This is a genomic window from Arthrobacter sp. HS15c (assembly GCF_040812005.1).
Lineage (GTDB): Bacteria > Actinomycetota > Actinomycetes > Actinomycetales > Micrococcaceae > Arthrobacter.
In genome coordinates, this window is record NZ_JBFOHM010000002.1 from 99,324 (window position 1) to 117,879 (window position 18,556).

Consider the following 18,556-nt stretch of genomic DNA (forward strand, 5'->3'; position numbering starts at 1 on the left):
CCATGGCTGATTCAGCAGTTCCGGAGGTGCCCGGCTATACCGTGGGACGCGAGCTGGGCCGGGGCGGGAGCTCCACCGTCTGGCTTGTGACCAATGAGCGCACGGGCACGGACTTTGCCCTGAAGTGTTTTGTGCCCGGGGCCCCGCCGCCGGGTTCGGCGCCGGACAACGCGCCGGACGCCGCGCCGGACGCCGCCGTCGAAAGTGGCGTCCGGCGGGAAATCCGGATCCTGTCCGCGCTGGACCACCAGCACCTCGTGAAGGCCCACGACGTGCTCCGCATCGTGGTGGGCTCCCGCGACGGACTCGGGCTGTTGGTGGACTATGCGCCAGGCGGCTCCCTGGCCCAGCTCGTGGCCAGCCGTGGAAAGCTCAGCATCGGCGAGACGGTGACGGTACTGACGCCGATTGCCCAGGTACTGGGGTACCTGCATGCCAACGGCTTTACCCACTCGGATGTGTCACCGGGCAATGTGCTGTTCACCAGCCACGGCAAACCGTTGCTGGCCGACGTCGGCATTGCCCGGATGGTAGGGGACGTCGCTGCCGTGCCGGGCCACGGCACCCGGGGATTCATGGATCCGGCGCCGGTGGATGCGGTGCGGGCAGGGCTGCAACCCGAGCGGGACGTCTATTCCGTTGCCGCGCTGGGCTGGTACTGCCTCACCGGGGATATCCCCGGCCGGACGTCGGACCGGCCGCCGCTGCCGCTGATCCTTCCGGGCGTTCCGGCGGAACTCGCCGCAGCCCTGGAGGCAGGCCTCAACGAAGACCGGCGGCTCAGGCCCACGGCCGTAGAGCTGGCCGCCGCGGTCTACCGCAGTGCCGCCCCGCTCCCTGTTGACCTGGCCGGATCAGCGCACCCAACGGTGCTGCCGGAACTCCTGACGCGCCGTCCGCTTCCCGAGCGTTCAGGCTCCGGGGTACGGGAGTCGCTTCATGCGTGGCGGCGGCGGATGTCCACCTCCCGCTGGTCCGGTGTCATCGGCGCCCGGCAGGTGCTGCCCTTTCCCGGCGACGGCGACGGCGACGGCGGAGCGGAACGCCCGCCGCGGATCAGCGGCGCAGCGTCAGGCACTGCACCTCACATCAGCACAGATCCGCCACCAGCCGGCGGAAACACTGCAGGCGCAGAACCGGCACGGCCGGGCGGCCGGCATGTTCGGCCAGCCCGACGGCGGCCCGTGAACGGGTCGCGGGTCCTTTCCGCCACGGCGTTGCTTGCGGTCCTGGCGGCAGCGTGGTGGTTCGCTGTCCCGGGCGGTACGGCGCCGGCTGGTCCGGACCACGTGCTGGCGGGCAGTGGGGACAGCCAGAGCCAGGGCAGCCGGGCCCAGGAGAGCCGGAGCGCCGGGCTGGCCGACGTCCGGATCCCGGACACGGTAACGGCGCAGCTGGGCTCGGCGGACCCGGCTGAGGCCGTCCAGGGCCTCGCCTCGCTGCGCTCGCTGGCCTTCAGCTCGGGGCAGCTGGACCTGCTGGACCAGGTCAATGTGCAAGGCTCGACGGCGTCCGCCGCGGACGGGCGCATCGCCGGCCCGCTCCGTGAATCCGGCCATGTCCTGGCCGGCTTCGCGAGCATCCTGACCGACGTGAGCGTCCAACCCGACAACGACGAAAGCCGGGCGGTGGTAGCAGTCACCTCGGCGGCATCAGCCTATGAGGAACACGACCGCTCAGGAGGGCTGGTGGCCACGGGCCTCGCCGCCCCGCCACAGCAACTCCGGCTCGTGCTGGTGCAGGTGGACGGCAAATGGCGGGTTGCCGAGATTCTTCCGGGGCCGTGACCGGGCACCCAGTGCGGGCGTGCCAAGTCGAAGATCCCGGTCCGGAGGCCCTGCAGACGAGGTCAGGACGCTATCCACGCTGCCGCACGCGCCACCGAGGCGTGCTCCCAGCCGAACCCGGCATCGGCCAGGATTTTCGGGTCCATACGCTGGCTTGGCAACAGCAGCTCATCGGCCAGCTTCCCCAGGACCAGCCTCAGGACCGGTGCCGGCACCCGCAGGATGGCCGGACGATGCAGGGCAGCCGCCAGTGCTGAGATCAGGGAATTAACGTCAGCGCTTTCGGGGGCGCAGACATTGACCGGTCCTGTGTGCTGCGACTCGACCAGGAACTGGAACGCCGAGGAAACATCGGGCAGCGTCACCCACGGCCAGTACTGCCCGCCGTGGCCCAGCGGACCGCCGATCCCGCAGCGGAGCAGGGGGAGGAGCCTGCCCAAGGCCCCGCCCGAGCGGCTGAAAACCACACCGGTGCGTGGCGTCACCACGCGCACGCCCGCGGGAGCAGCATGCGCGGCTGCCTCCCATTCGACGCACAGCCTGGAGAGGATGCCGGTTCCGGCTTTTGTGTCCTCGTTGAGCACCGTGCTTCCGGCGTCGCCGTAGTATCCGGACGCGGACTGGCTGATGAAGGTGGGCGGCGGGACATCAAGCTGGTGCATCGCATGCGTCAGCGTTCCGGTGGCGTCCAGTCGGGATCTGAACAGTTCCTCAATCCGGCGGCGGGTCCACGGCCGGTCACCGATGCCCGCCCCGGAGAGGTTGATCACGGCGCCGGCACCGGCCAGGGCGGCCGGGTCGAGGCGGCGGGCCGACGGATCCCAGCCGATTTCCGCCGTCGAAGAGGGTGCGCGCCGGACCAGGGTGACCACCTCGTGGCCGGCATGCTTCAGGGCGGCGGACAGGTGGGTTCCAATGAGCCCGGAGGCCCCGGCAATGACGATGCGCATGATCCATCTCACCATGCCCGGCATCCCGCGGCACCTCCGCCAGGGGGCCCGGTGAGTTGACTATGATCGACTGATGACCTCTTCGAGCTACTTCCGATTCCCGCATGTGCACGGCGATCTGGTCACCTTCGTGGCCGAGGACGACGTCTGGATCGCGCCCCTTGGCGGAGGACGGGCATGGCGTGTCTCCTCCCTCCAGCTCCCCGCCCGCAACCCCCGCTTCACGCCGGACGGCAAGCGGCTGGTCTGGACCGTCGTCCAAGGGACGGCGCCCGAGGTAGTGACAGCGGAGGTGGACGGCGGCGGCTACCGCCAGCTGACCTACTTCGGCCACGCCAGCACCCGGGTGAAGGGATTTACCGCCGGCGGCGCAGCACTGGTCACCAGCGCCTTCCGCCAGGCCGAGAGCCGGCACACGTACGCCTACAGCGTTCCGGTGGACGGCGGCTGGGCCGAGGAGCTGCCGTTCGGCCCGGTGGAATCAGTGGCCTTCGGGCCTGAAGTCGGCGACGAACGCCCCGTAGTCCTTGCCAGCGTCCTGTCCCGCGAGCCGGCCTGGTGGAAGCGCTACCGCGGCGGCACCGCAGGAAAGCTCTGGATCGATTCCGATGGCAACGGGGAGTTCGAACGCCTGGTCCCGGAGCTGGACGGCAACCTCACCGATCCCATGTGGGTGGACGGGCGGATTGCCTTCCTGTCCGACCACGAAGGGTTCGGGAACCTTTACTCGGTCCTGCCGGGCGGCGGCGACCTGCGCAGGCACACCGACCATGAGGACTTCTACGTCCGGCATGCAGCCACCGACGGGCAGCGGATCGTGTTCGAGTCCGCAGGCGAACTCTGGGTCCTCCACGACCTGCGTTCGGACGCCGTGCGGCTGGACATCTCCCTCGGCTCGGCCTCCCAGTCCCGGCGCCCCGCCCTGCTGAAGACAGAGAAGCACCTCGGGGCGGTGGTTCCGGATGCGACCGGCTCCGCCAGCGCCGTCGAGGCCCACGGCACCATCCACTGGCTCCGCCACAAGGACGGTCCCTCCCGCGTGGTTGAGGCCGCGCCCGGAGTCCGCGCACGGCTCCCCAGGCCGCTCCACGGCGGACGCCTCGCGTACATCGCCGATCACGACGGCGTCGAGGCGCTGTACATCAAGGAGATCGCTGCGCCGGTACCCGGCCTGGCCCCGGCAGCTGACGTGGCACCCGCACCGGTGCCTGCTGACGCGCCTGCCGACGATGACGTGGCTGCGCTGCCGCGGCCGGTGCCGGCAGCAGGCACGGCCGCCGCGGCAGCCCCGGCCGCGCCGGTCACAGCCCCGGTGGGCGATGACTCACGCGCCGACGTCGCACCCGTTGCTGACGGGACGGCGGAACCCACCACGGGCACGGCACCCACTCGCATCGCGTTCTCCAAGCCCGCCCGCGCCAGCTCCATGGAAGCGAGCCCCGACGGCCGGTGGCTTGCAGTGGGTACGTCCTTCGGCGACGTCTACGTCGCGGACACCGCCACCGGTGAACTCTCCCTCGTGGCCAGCATCGGCGAGGGCACCATTTCGGAACTGAGCTGGTCAGCCGATTCACGGTGGCTGGCCTGGTCTGAACCTGTCACGTCGTTCGGTTCGCGCAGCAGGCTTCGGCTGGTCCAGACCGGAGCCAAGGAAGCCGCGGTGGTTGAGGTCACTGACGGCCGGTTCTGCGACAAATCGCCCAGCTTCACGCCGGACGGCAAGTTCCTTGCCTTCCTCTCCAACCGCAGCTTCGACCCGGTGTACGACGGCCACTCCTTCGACCTGTCGTTCCCCAGCCCCATCAAGCCCTACCTGGTGGCCCTGGCCGCCGATACTCCGTCCCCGTTTGGCCCGGCCATCGACCTGGACGGCGCAGCCGTTGAGCCGGAGGGCACGGACCCCGCCGGCGTCCCGGAAGTACGGGTAGATGCGGAAGGCCTGGCACACCGGGTCATTGGCGTGCCGGTCCCGCAGGGCAACTACTCCTCGCTCCGGGCCGCGGACGGCGCCCTCCTCTGGCTGGATTGGGCCCTCACCGGTGTCACCGGCGACGGCAAGGCCAGCCAGGAGGACAAGGACACGCCGCCCAGCCTGGTCCGCTTCGACCTTGCCCGCCGGAAAGCGGTGACCCTGGTGGACGCCCTGGACAGCTACCGGCTTTCGGGGGATGGCAAGAAGGTTGTCCTGGTCCGCGACAAGAAGGTCAGCGTCGTCCCGTCGGGTGCGAAGGCCGACGAGGAGTCCGGGCAGCTGGTCAAGGTGGACCTGGGCCGCATCCGGGTGATGATGGACCCGCTCAGCGTCTGGGGCCAGGCGTTCGACGAAGCCTGGCGCCTGCAGCGCGACTTTTTCTGGGCCGAAGACATGGCGGGCCAGGACTGGGACTCGGTCCATAAGCGCTACCGCCCCCTCGTGGACCGGCTTGGCTCCCATGACGACCTCGTGGACCTGCTCTGGGAACTTCACGGCGAGCTGGGGACGTCGCACGCGTACGTCCGGCCTGCCGCGGTGACGGAGAACGGCAGCAACGGCCAGGGGCGCCTGGGCGCCGACCTTGCCTTCACGGCCGCCGGATGGGAGATCACCCGGATCCTGGCCGGCGAGTCCTCGGATCCGTTGGCAACGTCCCCGCTGACCCGCCCCGGCGCCGGCGCCAAGGCGGGGGACCTGCTGCTGGCCATCGACGGGGTCCCGCTCTCCGCAACGGTGACGCCGGCCATGCAGCTGGTGGGCGCGGCGGGCCGCGCCGTTGAGCTCACGCTCAGCAACGGTCCCGGCCACGGCCCTGACGCCGGGATCCAGCGGCGCATCGCCGTGGTCCCGGTCAAGGACGAGGAGCGGCTGCGCTACCAGGAATGGGTTGCCGCGAACCGGCGTACGGTGCGCGAGGCATCGGGCGGTGCGTTCGGCTACCTGCACATTCCGGACATGATGGCCAACGGCTGGGCCCAGCTGCACCGGGACCTCGACACCGAAACGGCGCTGGACGGGCTGATCGTGGACGTCAGGCGCAACCGCGGCGGGCACACGTCCCAGCTGGTTGCGGAACTGATCGGCCGCAAGGTCACCGGCTGGAGCATGCCCCGCGGCGAGGCGCCCCGCACCTACCCGCACCACGCCCCGCGCGGACCGGTGATTGTCCTCGCTGATGAATTCGCCGGGTCCGACGGCGACATCATCACCCAGGTCTCGAAACTCCGCGGCATCGGCCCGGTGATCGGTACTCGCACCTGGGGCGGCGTCGTCGGGATCGACAACAGGTACTCACTTGCGGACGGCACCGGCGTGACCCAGCCCCGGTACGCCACCTGGTTCGGCGGAGGTGTGGGCTGGAGCGTCGAAAACTACGGTGTGGACCCGGATATCGAGGTGGCCTACCCGCCGCACGCGTATGCGGCCGGCCAGGATCCCCAGCTGGAATACGGGATCGGCGCACTGAAGGAGATGGTCCAGGAACTGCCCACGGACCGCCCGCCCGTCCGCGAAGGCTACCGCCGGCTCAAGCCCGCTCCGTTGCCCGCGCGGCGGCACGGCGACTGACGCCCCGCCCGGAGCCCCAAAAGGCTGCGGGAACGCAATAGGCCCTGATCCTGCCGGTAATCCGGCGGGAGCAGGGCCTAGTGTTTGCAGCTGCCAACAGCGCCGCTGCGTGTCTGGATCAGGACTCCAGGGTCGCATCCAGGGTGATGTCGATGCTGGCCAGCGCGCCGGAGACGGGGCAGCCTACCTTGGCTTCTGCGGCGATCTTCTGGAACTCTTCTTCGGAGATGCCGGGAACCTTGGCGGACATGGTCAGGTGGCTGCCGGTGATGCCCGTGCCGGGAACGAACGTCACGGCGGCTTTGGTGTTGATTTCCTCCGGAGCGTGGCCGGCCCCGGCAAGGGCGTGGCTGAACGCCATCGAGAAACAGCTGGCGTGGGCGGCTGCGATCAGTTCTTCCGGGCTGGTCTTGCCTTCGGCTGCTTCGGTGCGCGCCTTCCAGGTGACGTCGAACGTGCCCAGGCCTGAGCTGTCCAGCGTGGTCTGACCCGAACCGGAAATCAGGTCGCCGTTCCATACTGTGTGTGCGGTGCGTGTTGCAGCCATGTCCACTCCTCAAAGGTAGATTCGAACCGGGGCCGGCTCCTGCCAGGGCCCCGCCGGTTCCCATCCTAGGGACTCTGCGGCGCCCATGCACGGGCTGTCCGCTCTCAGTGGATTGTGACCGCCTAGGATGTGGACCATGGATGAAAACACCGCCGCCCCGCAGGCCCGGATCGCGACCATTATGGTCAATGCCGAGGATCCCGAGCGTTTGGCGGGATTCTGGTCCTCGCTCCTGGGGACCCCGGTTTCCTCCCGGTCCGGTGACTTCCTCTGGCTGGCGCCAGCCACTCCGGGAGCTCCCCGTCTTGCTTTCCAGAAAGTGCCGGATGCCACCGAAGGACGCCGCCGCCTCCACCTGGACATCCACGGACCCGATGCGTCAGCCATCCGTGCCCACGCCGAGTCGCTGGGCGCCGCCTTCGTGGAGCGGCACAACATCGCCGACTTCCACTGGGTGGTCATGCACGACCCCGAGGGAAACGAGTTCTGCATCGCTGCGGACTGACCACCGGCGGTGATCAAACAGCGGTGATCAAACAGCGACGGCGCCGCTCCCGGGCAAGGGGAGCGGCGCCGTCGTGGTGGTTGAGGGGTCAGTTCCACAAGGTGGCGATGGCCACGTTGAGGAGCGCCAGCCCGCCCACGCTGTGGGCGAGGCCCTTGCTGATGTCCTCGCCCTTTTTGTACTTGCGGCGTCCGATGAAGGCCAGGACGCCCACGGCCAGCGCGATCGCGAACTTGATGCCCAGCTTGAAGTAGTTCGCGTCCATGTCCAGGGCCGGGATCAGCCCCATCATCACGATGCCGGTGATGAGCTGCAGCGCCGCGCCGTCGAACTGCCGGGGGTGGACCGTGGGCTTCTTCATGTTGCCGATCCAGATGCCGACGATCATGGCGGCGCCGACGATGTGCAGGAAGACCATGATGTTGTAGACGATAATCATGGCAACAGTCTAGCCAGACGTTCTACGCCATGTAGTAAGGCTGGCCGTGCCGCCCTGTGTGTCGCATCCGCGGTTGCCGCCGGGCACTTAAACCACGACGGCGGCGCACGCGTTCCGGCGGTTTCCCACCGGTGCGTGCACCGCCGTCGTACGTTCCGGCCCTGAGGTTAGAGCCCCAGGTCAGCCTCGAAGGCGCCTTCTTCAAGGCGGGCCTTCAGGGTCTGCAGGAAGCGGCCTGCGTCTGCGCCGTCCACCAGGCGGTGGTCGTACGTCAGGGACAGGTACATCATGGAGCGGATGGCGATCGAGTCGTCACCGTTCTCGTCGGCTACCACTACGGGACGCTTGACGATCGCGCCGGTGCCCAGGATGCCCACCTGCGGCTGGTTGATGATCGGGGTGTCGAACAGGGCGCCGACCGAACCGATGTTGGTGATGCTGAACGTGCCGCCGGACAGTTCGTCAGGACCGATCTTGCCGTCGCGGGTACGGCCTGCGACGTCGGCGATCTTGCCGGCCAGGCCGGCCAGGTTCAGGTTGCCGGCGTCGGAGATGACCGGAACCAGCAGGCCCTTGTCAGTGTCCACGGCGATCGCCAGGTGCTCGGCGTTGTGGTAAGTGATTTCCTGCTTGTCCTCGTCGTACGCAGCGTTGAGCTTCGGGTGCTGCTTGAGGGCCTCGGCCACTGCCTTGGCAATGAACGGCAGGAAGGTGAGCTTGACGCCGTTCTGGGCCTGGAACGAGTTCTTGGCCTTGAGTCGCAGCTTGGCGATCTTGGTCATGTCCACTTCGTGCACCTGCGTGAGCTGGGTGGAGACCTCGAGGGACTCGCGCATGCGGCGGGCGATGACCTGGCGGATGCGGGGAGCCTTCTGCGTGGTTCCGCGCAGGGAGGACGCAGCCGGGCCGGCGGGGGCAGGTGATGCTGCCGGTGCGGCCGCAGCGGCGGCGGGAGCAGCCTTGGCTTCTGCTGCGGCGATCACGTCCTGCTTGCGGATGCGGCCGCCAACACCGGTGCCGGACAGCGAGGAGATGTCCACACCCTGCTGGTTGGCGAGCTTGCGGACCAGGGGAGTGACATAGCCGGACTCGGAGCCCGACGCGGCCGGTGCGGCCTCAGCCGCTGCCTTCGGAGCCTCAGCCTTCGGAGCCTCCGCCTTGGGTGCTTCAGCCTTGGGTGCTTCAGCCTTGGGGGCTTCAGCGGGAGCCGGAGCCGGGGCTTCGGCCTTCGCCTCGGCGGCCGGGGCCGGAGCGGCGGCGGGCGCTGCCGCGGGGGCAGCGGCACCGGAACCGATGACGGCCAGGACGGAACCAACCTCGGCGGTTTCGTCCTCGTTGACCCGGATTTCCTGCAGCGTTCCCGCGACAGGGGAGGGGATCTCGGTGTCGACCTTGTCGGTGGAGACCTCGAGGAGGGGCTCGTCCACCTCGACAGAGTCGCCTACTGCCTTCAGCCAGCGGGTGACGGTGCCTTCGGTGACGCTTTCGCCGAGGGCCGGGAGGGTGACCTCGTGGCTTTCGCCGCCGGTTGCCGCGGGGGCAGCAGCGGGAGCCTCTTCAGCCGGTGCGGCCTGGGCCTCTTCGGCGGGGGCTTCTTCGGCGGCGGCGGCGGGAGCTTCTTCGGCCGGCGCTGCTGCCTCCGGGGCTGCGGATCCTGAACCATCACCGATGCGAACCAACGGAGCGCCGACTTCGGCGGTCTCATCTTCGGCAACGAGGATTTCCTCGATAACGCCGGCTATGGGAGAGGGGATTTCAGTGTCTACTTTGTCGGTGGAAACCTCGAGCAGCGGCTCGTCCACCTCTACCCGGTCACCTACCTGCTTGAGCCAGCGGGTGACGGTTCCTTCGGTGACGCTCTCACCGAGGGCGGGCAAGTTAACGGATTCAGACATGTCGTCCCCGTTCTCCTTATTGATCTTTTTGTGCGGATGATTGCTGGCTTGTTCGAGCTTAGTGCACCCGGCGGATCATGCCCGGTGCACTAAGCCCTGTTGTATTGCGGGGCTGCTTAGCCGTGAAGGGCTTTGCCTGCCAGGGCGAGGTGGGCCTCGCCCAGTGCCTCGTTCTGGGTGGGGTGGGCGTGCAGCAGCTGGGCCACATCCTCCGGGTATGCTTCCCAGTTCACGATGAGCTGGGCTTCACCGATCTGCTCGCCCATGCGGGAGCCGATCATGTGGACGCCCACTACGGGGCCATCCTTCTGGCGGACGAGTTTCACGAGGCCACCGGTGCCCAGGATGGAGCTCTTGCCGTTGCCGGCGAGGTTGTACTCCTGGATCTGGATCTGGTCGTCGCCGAATTTTTCCTTGGCGGCCTTCTCGGTGTAGCCCACGGTCGCGATTTCAGGTTCGCAGTAGGTGACCTTGGGGATGTTGACGTCCTCGACGATGACAGGCTTCAGGCCTGCGATCTCCTCGGCCACAAAAATGCCCTGCTGGTAACCGCGGTGGGCAAGCTGCACGCCGGGGACGATGTCGCCGACCGCGTAGACGTTGCCAACACCGGTGTGGAGGCGCTCATTGGTGATGACGAAGCCGCGGTCGATGGTGACGCCCGCTTCTTCGTAGCCGAGGTTGGCGGTGACGGGACCGCGGCCAACGGCGACCAGGAGGTATTCAGCCTCGAACGTCTGGCCGTCCACGAGGGTGACCTTGACGCCGGTGTCGCTCTGCTCAACACCCTGGAAGAAGATGCCGGTGGAGAACTTGATGCCGCGCTTCTTGAAGGCACGCTCCAGGTTCTTGACGATGGTGGTGTCCTCGTTGGGCACGAGGGACGGCAGGCCTTCGACGATGGTGACGTCGACGCCGAAGGACTTCCAGACAGACGCGAACTCGACGCCGATGACGCCGCCGCCGAGCACAATGGCGCTCTTGGGGATGGAGTCCATCTTCAGGGCTTCGTCGGAGGTGATGACGCGGCCGCCGATTTCCAGTCCCGGGAGTGAGCGGGAGTAGGAGCCGGTGGCGAGGACGATGTTCTTGCCCTTGTAGGCGGTGCCGTTCACCACAACGGTGTCGGTGCCCTGGAGCTTGCCTTCACCTTCGATGACGGTGATGCCCTTGGACTTGATCAGGCCCTGGAGGCCCTTGAACTTGCCGGCAACAATGCCGTCTTTGTAGGCGTTGACGGCAGTGATGTCGATGCCGTCAAGGGTGACATTCACGCCGTACTTGGCGGAGTCACGGGCGTGGTCGGCCAGTTCGGCCGAGTGCAGCAGTGCCTTCGTGGGGATGCAGCCGTTGTGCAGGCATGTGCCGCCCAGCTTTCCCTTCTCCACGAGGCCGACGGTGAAGCCAAGCTGTACGGCCCGCAGGGCGGCGGCGTATCCGCCGCTGCCGCCACCGAGTACCAGGATGTCGAATTCTTGCGCAGTTGCCTGATCGGCCACTTAGACGCTCCCTCGCGTGAACGATGACGCGAGAGTACGCATCATCTGGTCTTGGAACTTGTACTGCCGTGATTATGCCAGCAGGCAGGTTCTCTTGCATTTGTGACTACCGTGGTTCACCTTAGCGAACCACTTATCCATGCTCCACCTTGCCACCGTGTTTGTGGAGCGCTTGTGGTGAGTGTCACGCGGCTTTGTGTTCAAGGAATCACCCCAGTGTCACAAAGCCGCGCGGCACGTCAGCAGGCTGGTCAGGCGGTGGCGCCCAGGAGGTCCTCCACGTAGGCCACCAGCGTGCGGACCGTGCAGCCCGTGCCCTGCTTGTGGGTGTAGCCGTAGGGGCTCCCGTTGTTGAAGGAAGGCCCGGCGATGTCCACGTGGGCCCAGGGGATCTGCTCCCCGTCCTTACCCTTACCCACAAACTCGCGCAGGAAAACGGCAGCGGTCATCATGCCGCCGTGGCGTTCGCCGATGTTGGCCAGGTCCGCCACCTGGGAATCCAGGCTGGGGCGCAGCTCTTCAGGCAGCGGCATGGGCCAGACCAGTTCGCCCGCGCGGTCAGCCGCGGCCTTGAGCGGGCCGGTGACGCTGTCGGACCCCATCACGCCTGCCGTGCGGTTGCCGAGCGCAATAAGCTGCGCGCCGGTGAGCGTGGCCACGTCGATGATGGCATCCGGGAATTCCCGGCTCGCCGCGACGATGCCGTCCGCCATGACCAGGCGGCCCTCAGCATCGGTGTTCAGCACCTCGACGGTCTTGCCGCCGAACATCGTCAGGACGTCCGCGGGCCGCGAAGCGGCACCCGAGGGCATGTTTTCGGCAATGCAGAGCCACGCGGTGGCCTTGACCGGCAAGCCAAGGCCGGCGATCGCCAGCACAGTGTTAAGGACGACGGCGGCGCCCGCCATGTCGGACTTCATGTCGCCCATGCCCAGGGCGGGCTTAATGGAGATGCCGCCAGTGTCGAAGGTGATGCCTTTGCCGACCAGGGCGATCTTTGCAGTCGCCTTCGCGGGGGCGTATTCGACCTTCACCAGGCGGGGCTGCCGGGTGGAGCCCTTGCCCACGCCCATGATGCCGCCGAAGCCTTCCTTTTCCAGGCGTTTTTCGTCCCAGACGGTCACCTTGACGGGCAGTCCCTTGGACAGTTCCTTGGCGGCCTCGGCGAACGACTCCGGGTACAGGTGGCTGGGCGGCTGGTTGACCAGCGACCGGGTGGCGTTGACCGCTTTGCCGATCAGGCCGGCCCGCACCAGGGCCGAACGCAGTTCCGGACCGCCGGCAATATCCGTGTAGATCACGGCGTTGCTGACCGGGTCCTTCAGGCCGTCCTTGGAGGAGCGGTATTCAGTGAAGGCATAGGAACCCAGCGCGGCACCCTCGGCGACTGCCGCGACATCGGAGACACCCGCCGTCGGAAGTGCCAGAACCACAGTGGTGAAGCCGGCAAGCTGGCGCACGGCGGAACCTGCCGCCCGGCGGAGCGCTTCCCCGGCGAGGGCGAGGTCTGCGCCCACCTTGCCCACACCGGCGAGGACGAGGACGCCGGCGCCGGTTTCAGGGAGGCCGGGGAGCCGGACCACCTGGTCGGCGGCGCCCGTGACGCCCAGGACCTTCAGGGAGTCGGCCAATGCTTCGGCGGACTTGGCCGTCAGCGGATTCTCCAGGAGGACGGGGCCGTCCGGTCCCTGGCCCACCCCGATGACAACGGCGTCACTGGGGGCCTTCTTAAGGTCCCGCGAGAGGGTACTAAGGTTGATTTCAGTATTCTTGACCATAGGGATCAGTCCTCAATTCTCAAAGATTGTTCGGGCAGGAATGCATGTTTGGCGTCCTGCCATGGAAACCGAAGCTGCGGTGGGCCTGGGACTCCGCCGGGGCGTCGCAAGCCCGTCCGGCAGGCCAGTTCCGATCGTAGCCCGTCTGCGCCGCCGCAGCGGAATCATCTGAGACTTGCAACACACCACCAGGTGGAATGCCGCGGTGGCCCGGGGCGTTGTACGAGGTATCCACCCGAAACCACGAAAGGAACATGCCGTGCTTGAACGGATTTCCGGCTCCCTGCTGGACCCCGATGCGCTCTATGCGAGCAACATCGAGCTGTTCAACAGCCCGGCGCTCCGGGGCCTGAACCTGGTAATGGGGTTTACCGGGTTTGCCGACGCCGGGCATGTTGTTAAGCAGATCAACGCCGAGCTGCTCGATACCCTCGACGCCGAGCCGGTGGCGGTTTTCGACGCCGACCAGCTCATCGACTACCGGTCCCGGCGGCCCCACGTTTCGTTCGTGGAAGACCACCTGCAGGATTATCAGGCGCCAAAACTCGCGCTCTACAGGCTGACGGACGGCCTTGGCCTTCCGTTCCTCCTGCTGGCCGGCTTTGAGCCGGACCTCCAGTGGGAGCGCTTCGCCCGCGCAGTGGTGGGCATCGCCGAAAAACTGGACGTCAACCTGGTGACCTGGATCCACTCCATTCCCATGCCGGTGCCGCACACGCGCCCGGTCGGAGTCACCGTCCACGGAAACCGGCCGGACCTGATCGAGGGCATTTCGGTATGGAAGCCCACCGTGGAAGTCCCCGCGGCTGTTGGCCACATCCTGGAACTCCGGCTCGTCGAAGCCGGGCGCAACGTCGCCGGCTATGTGATCCACGTTCCGCACTACCTCGCCGAGGCGGAATACCCCACGGCTGCCGTGGCCGGCCTGGAATACCTGGGCGCGGCGACGTCCCTGATGCTGCCCACGGACCGGCTCCGCGAAGCCGGCCGGGAAGTCAGCCGCCAGATTGCCGAGCAGATCGATGCGTCCGAGGACGTCCAGCAGGTGGTTTCACGCCTCGAATCCCGTTACGACGAGAAAGCGGAGGGGACCGTCCGCAGGTCGCTGCTGGCCGACGAGAACGACAACCTGCCCAACGGCGACGAGCTGGGTGCCGCCGTCGAGGCCTACCTCGCCCGGGAAAATCCCGGCCAGTAGCCGTCCCGTGCCTGTCCGTCTGGCGGCCCCGCACCCGGCGGGCAAGGCAGCCCGGGCATAATGGGGAGAGTGACTGCACCCCGCGCCTGGCTGATATGGACCATCGGAATTTTCGCGTATCTGGTAGCCCTCTCGCAGCGGACCTCTTTCGGCGTGGTGGGTCTTGAAGCCACCGAGAGGTTCCACGCCAGCGCCTCGGCCATCTCCTTCTTCACCGTTCTCCAGCTCCTGGTCTACGCCGGGCTCCAGATCCCGGTCGGCGTCCTCGTGGACCGGTTCGGCTCCCGGGCCATGATTTCCGGCGGCGCAGTCCTGATGGGCCTCGGGCAGCTCCAGCTGGCGTTCGCCGACAGCATCCCCGGCGGTGTGCTGGGAAGGGTGCTGGTAGGCGCCGGCGATGCCATGACCTTCATCTCGGTCATCCGCCTGATTCCGTTGTGGTTCGCCCCGGCGCGCGTGCCCCTCGTTACGCAGCTGACCGGAATGTCAGGCCAGCTGGGGCAGCTTTTCAGCGTCGTCCCGTTTGCCCTGGTCCTGCATTCCGCCGGCTGGACCCCGGCGTTCCTGATGCTGGCAGGGATGTCCGGGCTCGCCGTCGTACTGGTTCTCCTGTTCCTGCTCGATGTTCCGCCGGGCACGCCGCGGCCCCAGGCGCAGCAGGGGCTCAAGGCCACGGGAGCCTCGCTCGCGAGGGCCTGGCGCCAGCCGGGCACCCGGCTGGGAATGTGGAGCCACTTCACCATCCAGTTCAGCGGCACAGTGTTTGCCATGACCTGGGGCTATCCCTTCCTCATCTCCGGCCAGGGACTGGACGCCGGAACCGTCGCAGCCCTGATGGCGCTCTACGTGGCCGCCGCCATGGCCGTGGGCCCCTTCATCGGACGCTTTGTGTCGCGGCACCCGCTGCGGCGTTCCACCATGGTCCTGCTCATCGCCGGTGCGACGGCAGCTGCCTGGGCCGCGGTGCTGCTGATGCCGGGCCGCTCGCCGATGTGGCTCCTGGCCGGGCTGGTGGTGGTCCTGGCCATTGGCGGGCCCGGTTCGATGATCGGCTTCGACTTCGCCCGGACGTTCAACCCGGCGCACCGGATCGGCACAGCCACGGGCATCGTCAACGTGGGCGGCTTCATCGCCGCGCTCGTGGCGATTTTCCTGATCGGGCTGGTGCTGGACATCCTGTACGCCAGCGGGTTCTCCAACGGCGTCCTCTACGGGCTGGAACCGTTCCGGATCGCACTCTGCGTCCAGTTCCTGCTCATCGGCATCGGCGTCTTTGCGACGCTGGCATCCCGGCGGAAGGTGCGCCGGCAGATGGCGGCGCAAGGAGTCGTTGTTCCGCCGCTCCTGCGGGCCCTCGCCCGGCAGCGGCGGGAAAACCTGGCCCGGAAGAAGCAGCGGACACCCGCCGCCGACGACTGACACTGTTCCTCCACACCGGGCTTTCTCCACTTAAGGCAGGTTGCCCCTGACGCCTGGCTGCTGGTGCGCCAAAGCTTGAGGCATGACTCCTCCAGAACACCTCACCGTCCACGGCCCCGAGGACATCCTTGGGTTCATTCCGCACTCCCTCGGGTATTGGCCGGCTGACAGCCTGGTGGCCATGGCACTCCAGGGCAAACGCCTCGGGGCCACGCTCCGCCTTGACCTGCCCGGCCCCGAGGTCCTTGCGGACCCGAAGAAGTTTGCCGGCACCGTCCGGGACTACCTGCGCGCTGACCGGCACGCCGACGCCTCGTTGCTGGTGTTCTTCACCAATGAGGGCTGGATGGACGGCTGCCTGGGCTCGGTCCAGACCTACACAGGGCTGTTGGCATCGCTGCAGGCAGCGCTTGGCACCGCCGGGATGCCCGTCCGGGACGCCTGGTATGTGGGCGATTCGTACTGGCGCGACGCCTATTGCACAGACCAATCCTGCTGCCCACTGCCGGGCCGTCCCACCAGTGACATCCTGGACAGCAGGCTTAACGCCGAAATGGTCTTCCGCGGCAGCAGCGTCGGGCCGGCGCCCGAGGAACAGCGTCCCGCGCCTGTCGCCATGTCCTCGGAGGACACGACCCGGCTGCGCGCAGCCGAAGCGGCGTGGATGGTCCCGCTGGATCTCCGCCGGGGCAGCAGGGAACAGTTCGACGCGCTCCTTGACTCCTGGGAACCGCTGCTCCGTTCCGGGCAGTGCCCGGCCGACCCGCTCGTCCAGGGCTTCCTCCGTTCATCACTGCGCGTACCTTCCTGGCGGGACGCGGTGCTGGTGATGGCCGCCGCGGGCAGGACTGCCGCACGCGCCGGCGCGGAGCAGTTTGGGATTTTTGACTCCGAATTCCGCCTGGCGCCAGTGCGTCCCCGGGCGGCCGGCCTGCAGGAAGCTGCTGGTCTGGAGGACACCGGGTCCGGCACCGCGACTGCCGTGACCGAATCGGCACCGGATCCGAAGTCCGCGGTGCCGGGATACGGCGAGGTCCTGCTGGGCCTGGAGCCGCCCGTGCCGGACTGGACCAGTGTGAACAACCTGGACCGCGTCCTGGAGCAGCTGGCAGCCGGTGGCGGGCAGGCCGCCGCGGCGGCGCTCTCGGGGCGCGGCTGGATTTCGTGGTGCCGCGGACGTGGCTCGTATGCAGCGGCGCACCTGGGGCAGGCGCTGGACGAAGAACCCGGTTACCGGCTCGCTGAACTCCTGCTCGAACTTGTCCGGCGGGGGACTCTCTGCGGCTGGGCTGCGCGGAAGGAGGCTGCCTGGCAGAAGTTTGGACCTGATGCCGCCTGACAGGGAGCGGGCGGAGGCGTGCGGCCGCGTTTGGGAAAACCGTGAGACAATGGATGCCGAGACCCGGTTGGGTCCGTGAATCTGGTGCACGTAATGGGTCCCTTTTCGGGAACATTACAGCCGCCCCGGCAGTTCTACTTAAGGACTCTGCCGGCCGTGGTTGCACCTGATGTTGATCACGGACTTGACAGGGTCATAGTGGTGTTGCCCGTATGGTGATTCCACAGACCGCCGCTAGAAAGGTTTTCTGTGACCCCGTCTTCCGCGAAGAAGGAACCCGCCGCCCAGGACGACTTGTCCCCTGAGGAGAAGCAGGCTGCAACGAACGCCAAGCGTGCAGCCACGCGGGCAGCAAACAAAGCTGTCAAGGATGCCACCGCCGGTGATGGGGATGGCAGGCCTGAACCCAAGAAGCGCGGGCCCAAGCCCGGCGCCAAGGCCGCTGCTGAAGCCGCCGGAAAAGCCGCCCGCGGCTCCGACGACGAGGACGACGTCGAGGAAGACCTCGACGACATCATCCTGGACGGCCCGGACGCCGTCGACGACGGTGAAATCAACGCCGCCAAGGAAGCAACAGCTGCCACCGGCAAGGGGTTCGTCTACTCCGACGCCGACGACGACGACGCCCCTGTCCAGCAGGTCATGTCCGCCGGCGCCACTGCCGACCCCGTCAAGGACTACCTGAAGCAGATCGGTAAGGTTGCGCTGCTCAACGCCGAGCAGGAAGTTGACCTTGCGCTCCGGATTGAAGCCGGGCTCTTCGCTGAAGAGAAGATCAACGCCGATGACGGCTCCATGGACCCGAAGTTCAAGCGCGAGCTTGAGTTCGTCATCCACGACGGCAAGCGCGCCAAGAACCACCTGCTGGAGGCCAACCTCCGCCTGGTGGTCTCCCTGGCAAAGCGCTACACCGGCCGTGGAATGCTGTTCCTGGACCTGATCCAGGAAGGCAACCTGGGCCTGATCCGTGCAGTGGAGAAGTTCGACTACACCAAGGGCTTCAAGTTCTCCACGTACGCCACCTGGTGGATCCGCCAGGCCATCACCCGTGCCATGGCCGACCAAGCCCGCACCATCCGCATCCCGGTGCACATGGTCGAAGTCATCAACAAGCTGGCCCGTGTGCAGCGCCAGATGCTTCAGGACCTGGGCCGCGAACCCACGCCCGAAGAGCTGGCCCTGGAACTGGACATGACCCCGGAAAAGGTCGTCGAGGTCCAGAAGTACGGCCGCGAACCTATTTCGCTGCACACCCCGCTCGGCGAGGACGGCGACTCGGAGTTCGGTGACCTCATCGAGGACTCCGAGGCCGTGGTTCCCGCGGATGCTGTCAGCTTCACGCTGCTGCAGGAGCAGCTGCACTCGGTGCTGGACACCCTCTCGGAGCGCGAAGCCGGCGTGGTGGCCATGCGGTTCGGCCTGACCGACGGACAGCCGAAGACTTTAGACGAAATCGGCAAGGTCTACGGCGTCACGCGTGAGCGCATCCGCCAGATCGAATCCAAGACCATGTCCAAGCTGCGCCACCCGTCGCGGTCGCAGGTGCTCCGGGACTACCTGGACTAGGACAGGCCGGACCGGGACACGGTTCAACGAGATGCGGGCCGCCCGGCGTCGACGATCCTACGGATCATGGACGCCCGGCGGCCCGCATCTTTT

At 67.5% G+C, this 18,556-nt stretch carries 13 protein-coding genes; 7 read left to right on the plus strand and 6 right to left on the minus strand.

Annotated features, from left to right (window positions below; genetic code table 11):
* Positions 1 to 2: 2 nt before the first annotated feature.
* Positions 3 to 1,787, plus strand: coding sequence for a serine/threonine protein kinase (locus ABV518_RS03495; protein WP_367765417.1), 1,785 nt, complete (start codon positions 3 to 5; stop codon positions 1,785 to 1,787).
* A gap of 62 nt (positions 1,788 to 1,849) precedes the next feature.
* On the opposite strand, the gene ABV518_RS03500 is transcribed toward ABV518_RS03495, so the two are convergent.
* Positions 1,850 to 2,737 (minus strand): TIGR01777 family oxidoreductase, encoded by an 888-nt coding sequence (locus ABV518_RS03500; protein WP_367765418.1) that lies wholly within the window; start codon positions 2,735 to 2,737, stop codon positions 1,850 to 1,852.
* 73 nt (positions 2,738 to 2,810) lie between these two features.
* Between ABV518_RS03500 and ABV518_RS03505 the strand changes: the two genes are divergently transcribed.
* Positions 2,811 to 6,278: a S41 family peptidase gene (locus ABV518_RS03505; RefSeq protein ID WP_367765420.1), complete on the plus strand. Its 3,468-nt coding sequence runs from the start codon at positions 2,811 to 2,813 to the stop codon at positions 6,276 to 6,278.
* A gap of 118 nt (positions 6,279 to 6,396) precedes the next feature.
* Here the strand turns inward: ABV518_RS03505 and ABV518_RS03510 are convergent, their stop codons facing one another.
* Positions 6,397 to 6,825 carry an OsmC family protein gene (locus ABV518_RS03510; protein ID WP_367765421.1) on the minus strand — a complete coding sequence of 143 codons (429 nt, stop codon included), beginning with the start codon at positions 6,823 to 6,825 and terminating at the stop codon, positions 6,397 to 6,399.
* 136 nt (positions 6,826 to 6,961) lie between these two features.
* On the opposite strand from ABV518_RS03510, the gene ABV518_RS03515 reads away from it, so the two are divergent.
* Positions 6,962 to 7,330: a VOC family protein gene (locus tag ABV518_RS03515; RefSeq protein WP_367765422.1), complete on the plus strand. Its 369-nt coding sequence runs from the start codon at positions 6,962 to 6,964 to the stop codon at positions 7,328 to 7,330.
* An 88-nt stretch (positions 7,331 to 7,418) separates the two neighbouring features.
* On the opposite strand, the gene ABV518_RS03520 is transcribed toward ABV518_RS03515, so the two are convergent.
* The 4 genes from ABV518_RS03520 to ABV518_RS03535 form a co-directional block, all read right to left on the minus strand.
* Positions 7,419 to 7,769, minus strand: a complete 351-nt coding sequence (locus tag ABV518_RS03520) for a hypothetical protein (protein ID WP_131134244.1) — start codon at positions 7,767 to 7,769, stop codon at positions 7,419 to 7,421.
* A gap of 167 nt (positions 7,770 to 7,936) precedes the next feature.
* Positions 7,937 to 9,664 (minus strand): 2-oxoglutarate dehydrogenase, E2 component, dihydrolipoamide succinyltransferase, encoded by a 1,728-nt coding sequence (gene sucB, locus ABV518_RS03525; RefSeq protein WP_367765423.1) that lies wholly within the window; start codon positions 9,662 to 9,664, stop codon positions 7,937 to 7,939.
* 116 nt (positions 9,665 to 9,780) lie between these two features.
* Positions 9,781 to 11,163 carry a dihydrolipoyl dehydrogenase gene (gene lpdA, locus ABV518_RS03530; RefSeq protein ID WP_367765424.1) on the minus strand — a complete coding sequence of 461 codons (1,383 nt, stop codon included), beginning with the start codon at positions 11,161 to 11,163 and terminating at the stop codon, positions 9,781 to 9,783.
* 251 nt (positions 11,164 to 11,414) lie between these two features.
* Positions 11,415 to 12,941, minus strand: a complete 1,527-nt coding sequence (locus ABV518_RS03535; protein ID WP_367765425.1) for a leucyl aminopeptidase — start codon at positions 12,939 to 12,941, stop codon at positions 11,415 to 11,417.
* A gap of 259 nt (positions 12,942 to 13,200) precedes the next feature.
* Here ABV518_RS03535 and ABV518_RS03540 point away from each other — a divergent pair, with 259 nt between their 5' ends.
* The 4 genes from ABV518_RS03540 (at position 13,201) to ABV518_RS03555 (ending at position 18,463) form a co-directional block, all read left to right on the plus strand.
* The gene (locus ABV518_RS03540) at positions 13,201 to 14,139 is read left to right on the plus strand and encodes a proteasome assembly chaperone family protein (RefSeq protein ID WP_367765426.1); all 939 of its coding nucleotides are present in this window, start codon (positions 13,201 to 13,203) and stop codon (positions 14,137 to 14,139) included.
* A gap of 69 nt (positions 14,140 to 14,208) precedes the next feature.
* On the plus strand, positions 14,209 to 15,558 hold the full coding sequence (locus ABV518_RS03545; protein ID WP_367765427.1) for a nitrate/nitrite transporter: 1,350 nt from the start codon (positions 14,209 to 14,211) through the stop codon (positions 15,556 to 15,558).
* Positions 15,559 to 15,640: 82 nt separating this feature from the next.
* Positions 15,641 to 16,897: a DUF4192 domain-containing protein gene (locus tag ABV518_RS03550; protein WP_367765428.1), complete on the plus strand. Its 1,257-nt coding sequence runs from the start codon at positions 15,641 to 15,643 to the stop codon at positions 16,895 to 16,897.
* Positions 16,898 to 17,146: 249 nt separating this feature from the next.
* The gene (locus ABV518_RS03555; protein ID WP_367765429.1) at positions 17,147 to 18,463 is read left to right on the plus strand and encodes an RNA polymerase sigma factor; all 1,317 of its coding nucleotides are present in this window, start codon (positions 17,147 to 17,149) and stop codon (positions 18,461 to 18,463) included.
* Positions 18,464 to 18,556 lie beyond the last annotated feature (93 nt).

Excerpts from the sequence above, each read along its gene's own strand:
- ABV518_RS03550 (WP_367765428.1), top strand. The coding sequence starts at position 15,641 with ATGACTCCTCCAGAACACCTCACCGTCCACGGCCCCGAGGACATCCTT.
- ABV518_RS03515 (WP_367765422.1), top strand. The coding sequence starts at position 6,962 with ATGGATGAAAACACCGCCGCCCCGCAGGCCCGGATCGCGACCATTATG.
- sucB (WP_367765423.1), bottom strand. The coding sequence starts at position 9,664 with ATGTCTGAATCCGTTAACTTGCCCGCCCTCGGTGAGAGCGTCACCGAA.
- ABV518_RS03500 (WP_367765418.1), bottom strand. The coding sequence starts at position 2,737 with ATGCGCATCGTCATTGCCGGGGCCTCCGGGCTCATTGGAACCCACCTG.
- ABV518_RS03495 (WP_367765417.1), top strand. The coding sequence starts at position 3 with ATGGCTGATTCAGCAGTTCCGGAGGTGCCCGGCTATACCGTGGGACGC.
- ABV518_RS03520 (WP_131134244.1), bottom strand. The coding sequence starts at position 7,769 with ATGATTATCGTCTACAACATCATGGTCTTCCTGCACATCGTCGGCGCC.
- ABV518_RS03510 (WP_367765421.1), bottom strand. The coding sequence starts at position 6,825 with ATGGCTGCAACACGCACCGCACACACAGTATGGAACGGCGACCTGATT.
- ABV518_RS03505 (WP_367765420.1), top strand. The coding sequence starts at position 2,811 with ATGACCTCTTCGAGCTACTTCCGATTCCCGCATGTGCACGGCGATCTG.
- ABV518_RS03535 (WP_367765425.1), bottom strand. The coding sequence starts at position 12,941 with ATGGTCAAGAATACTGAAATCAACCTTAGTACCCTCTCGCGGGACCTT.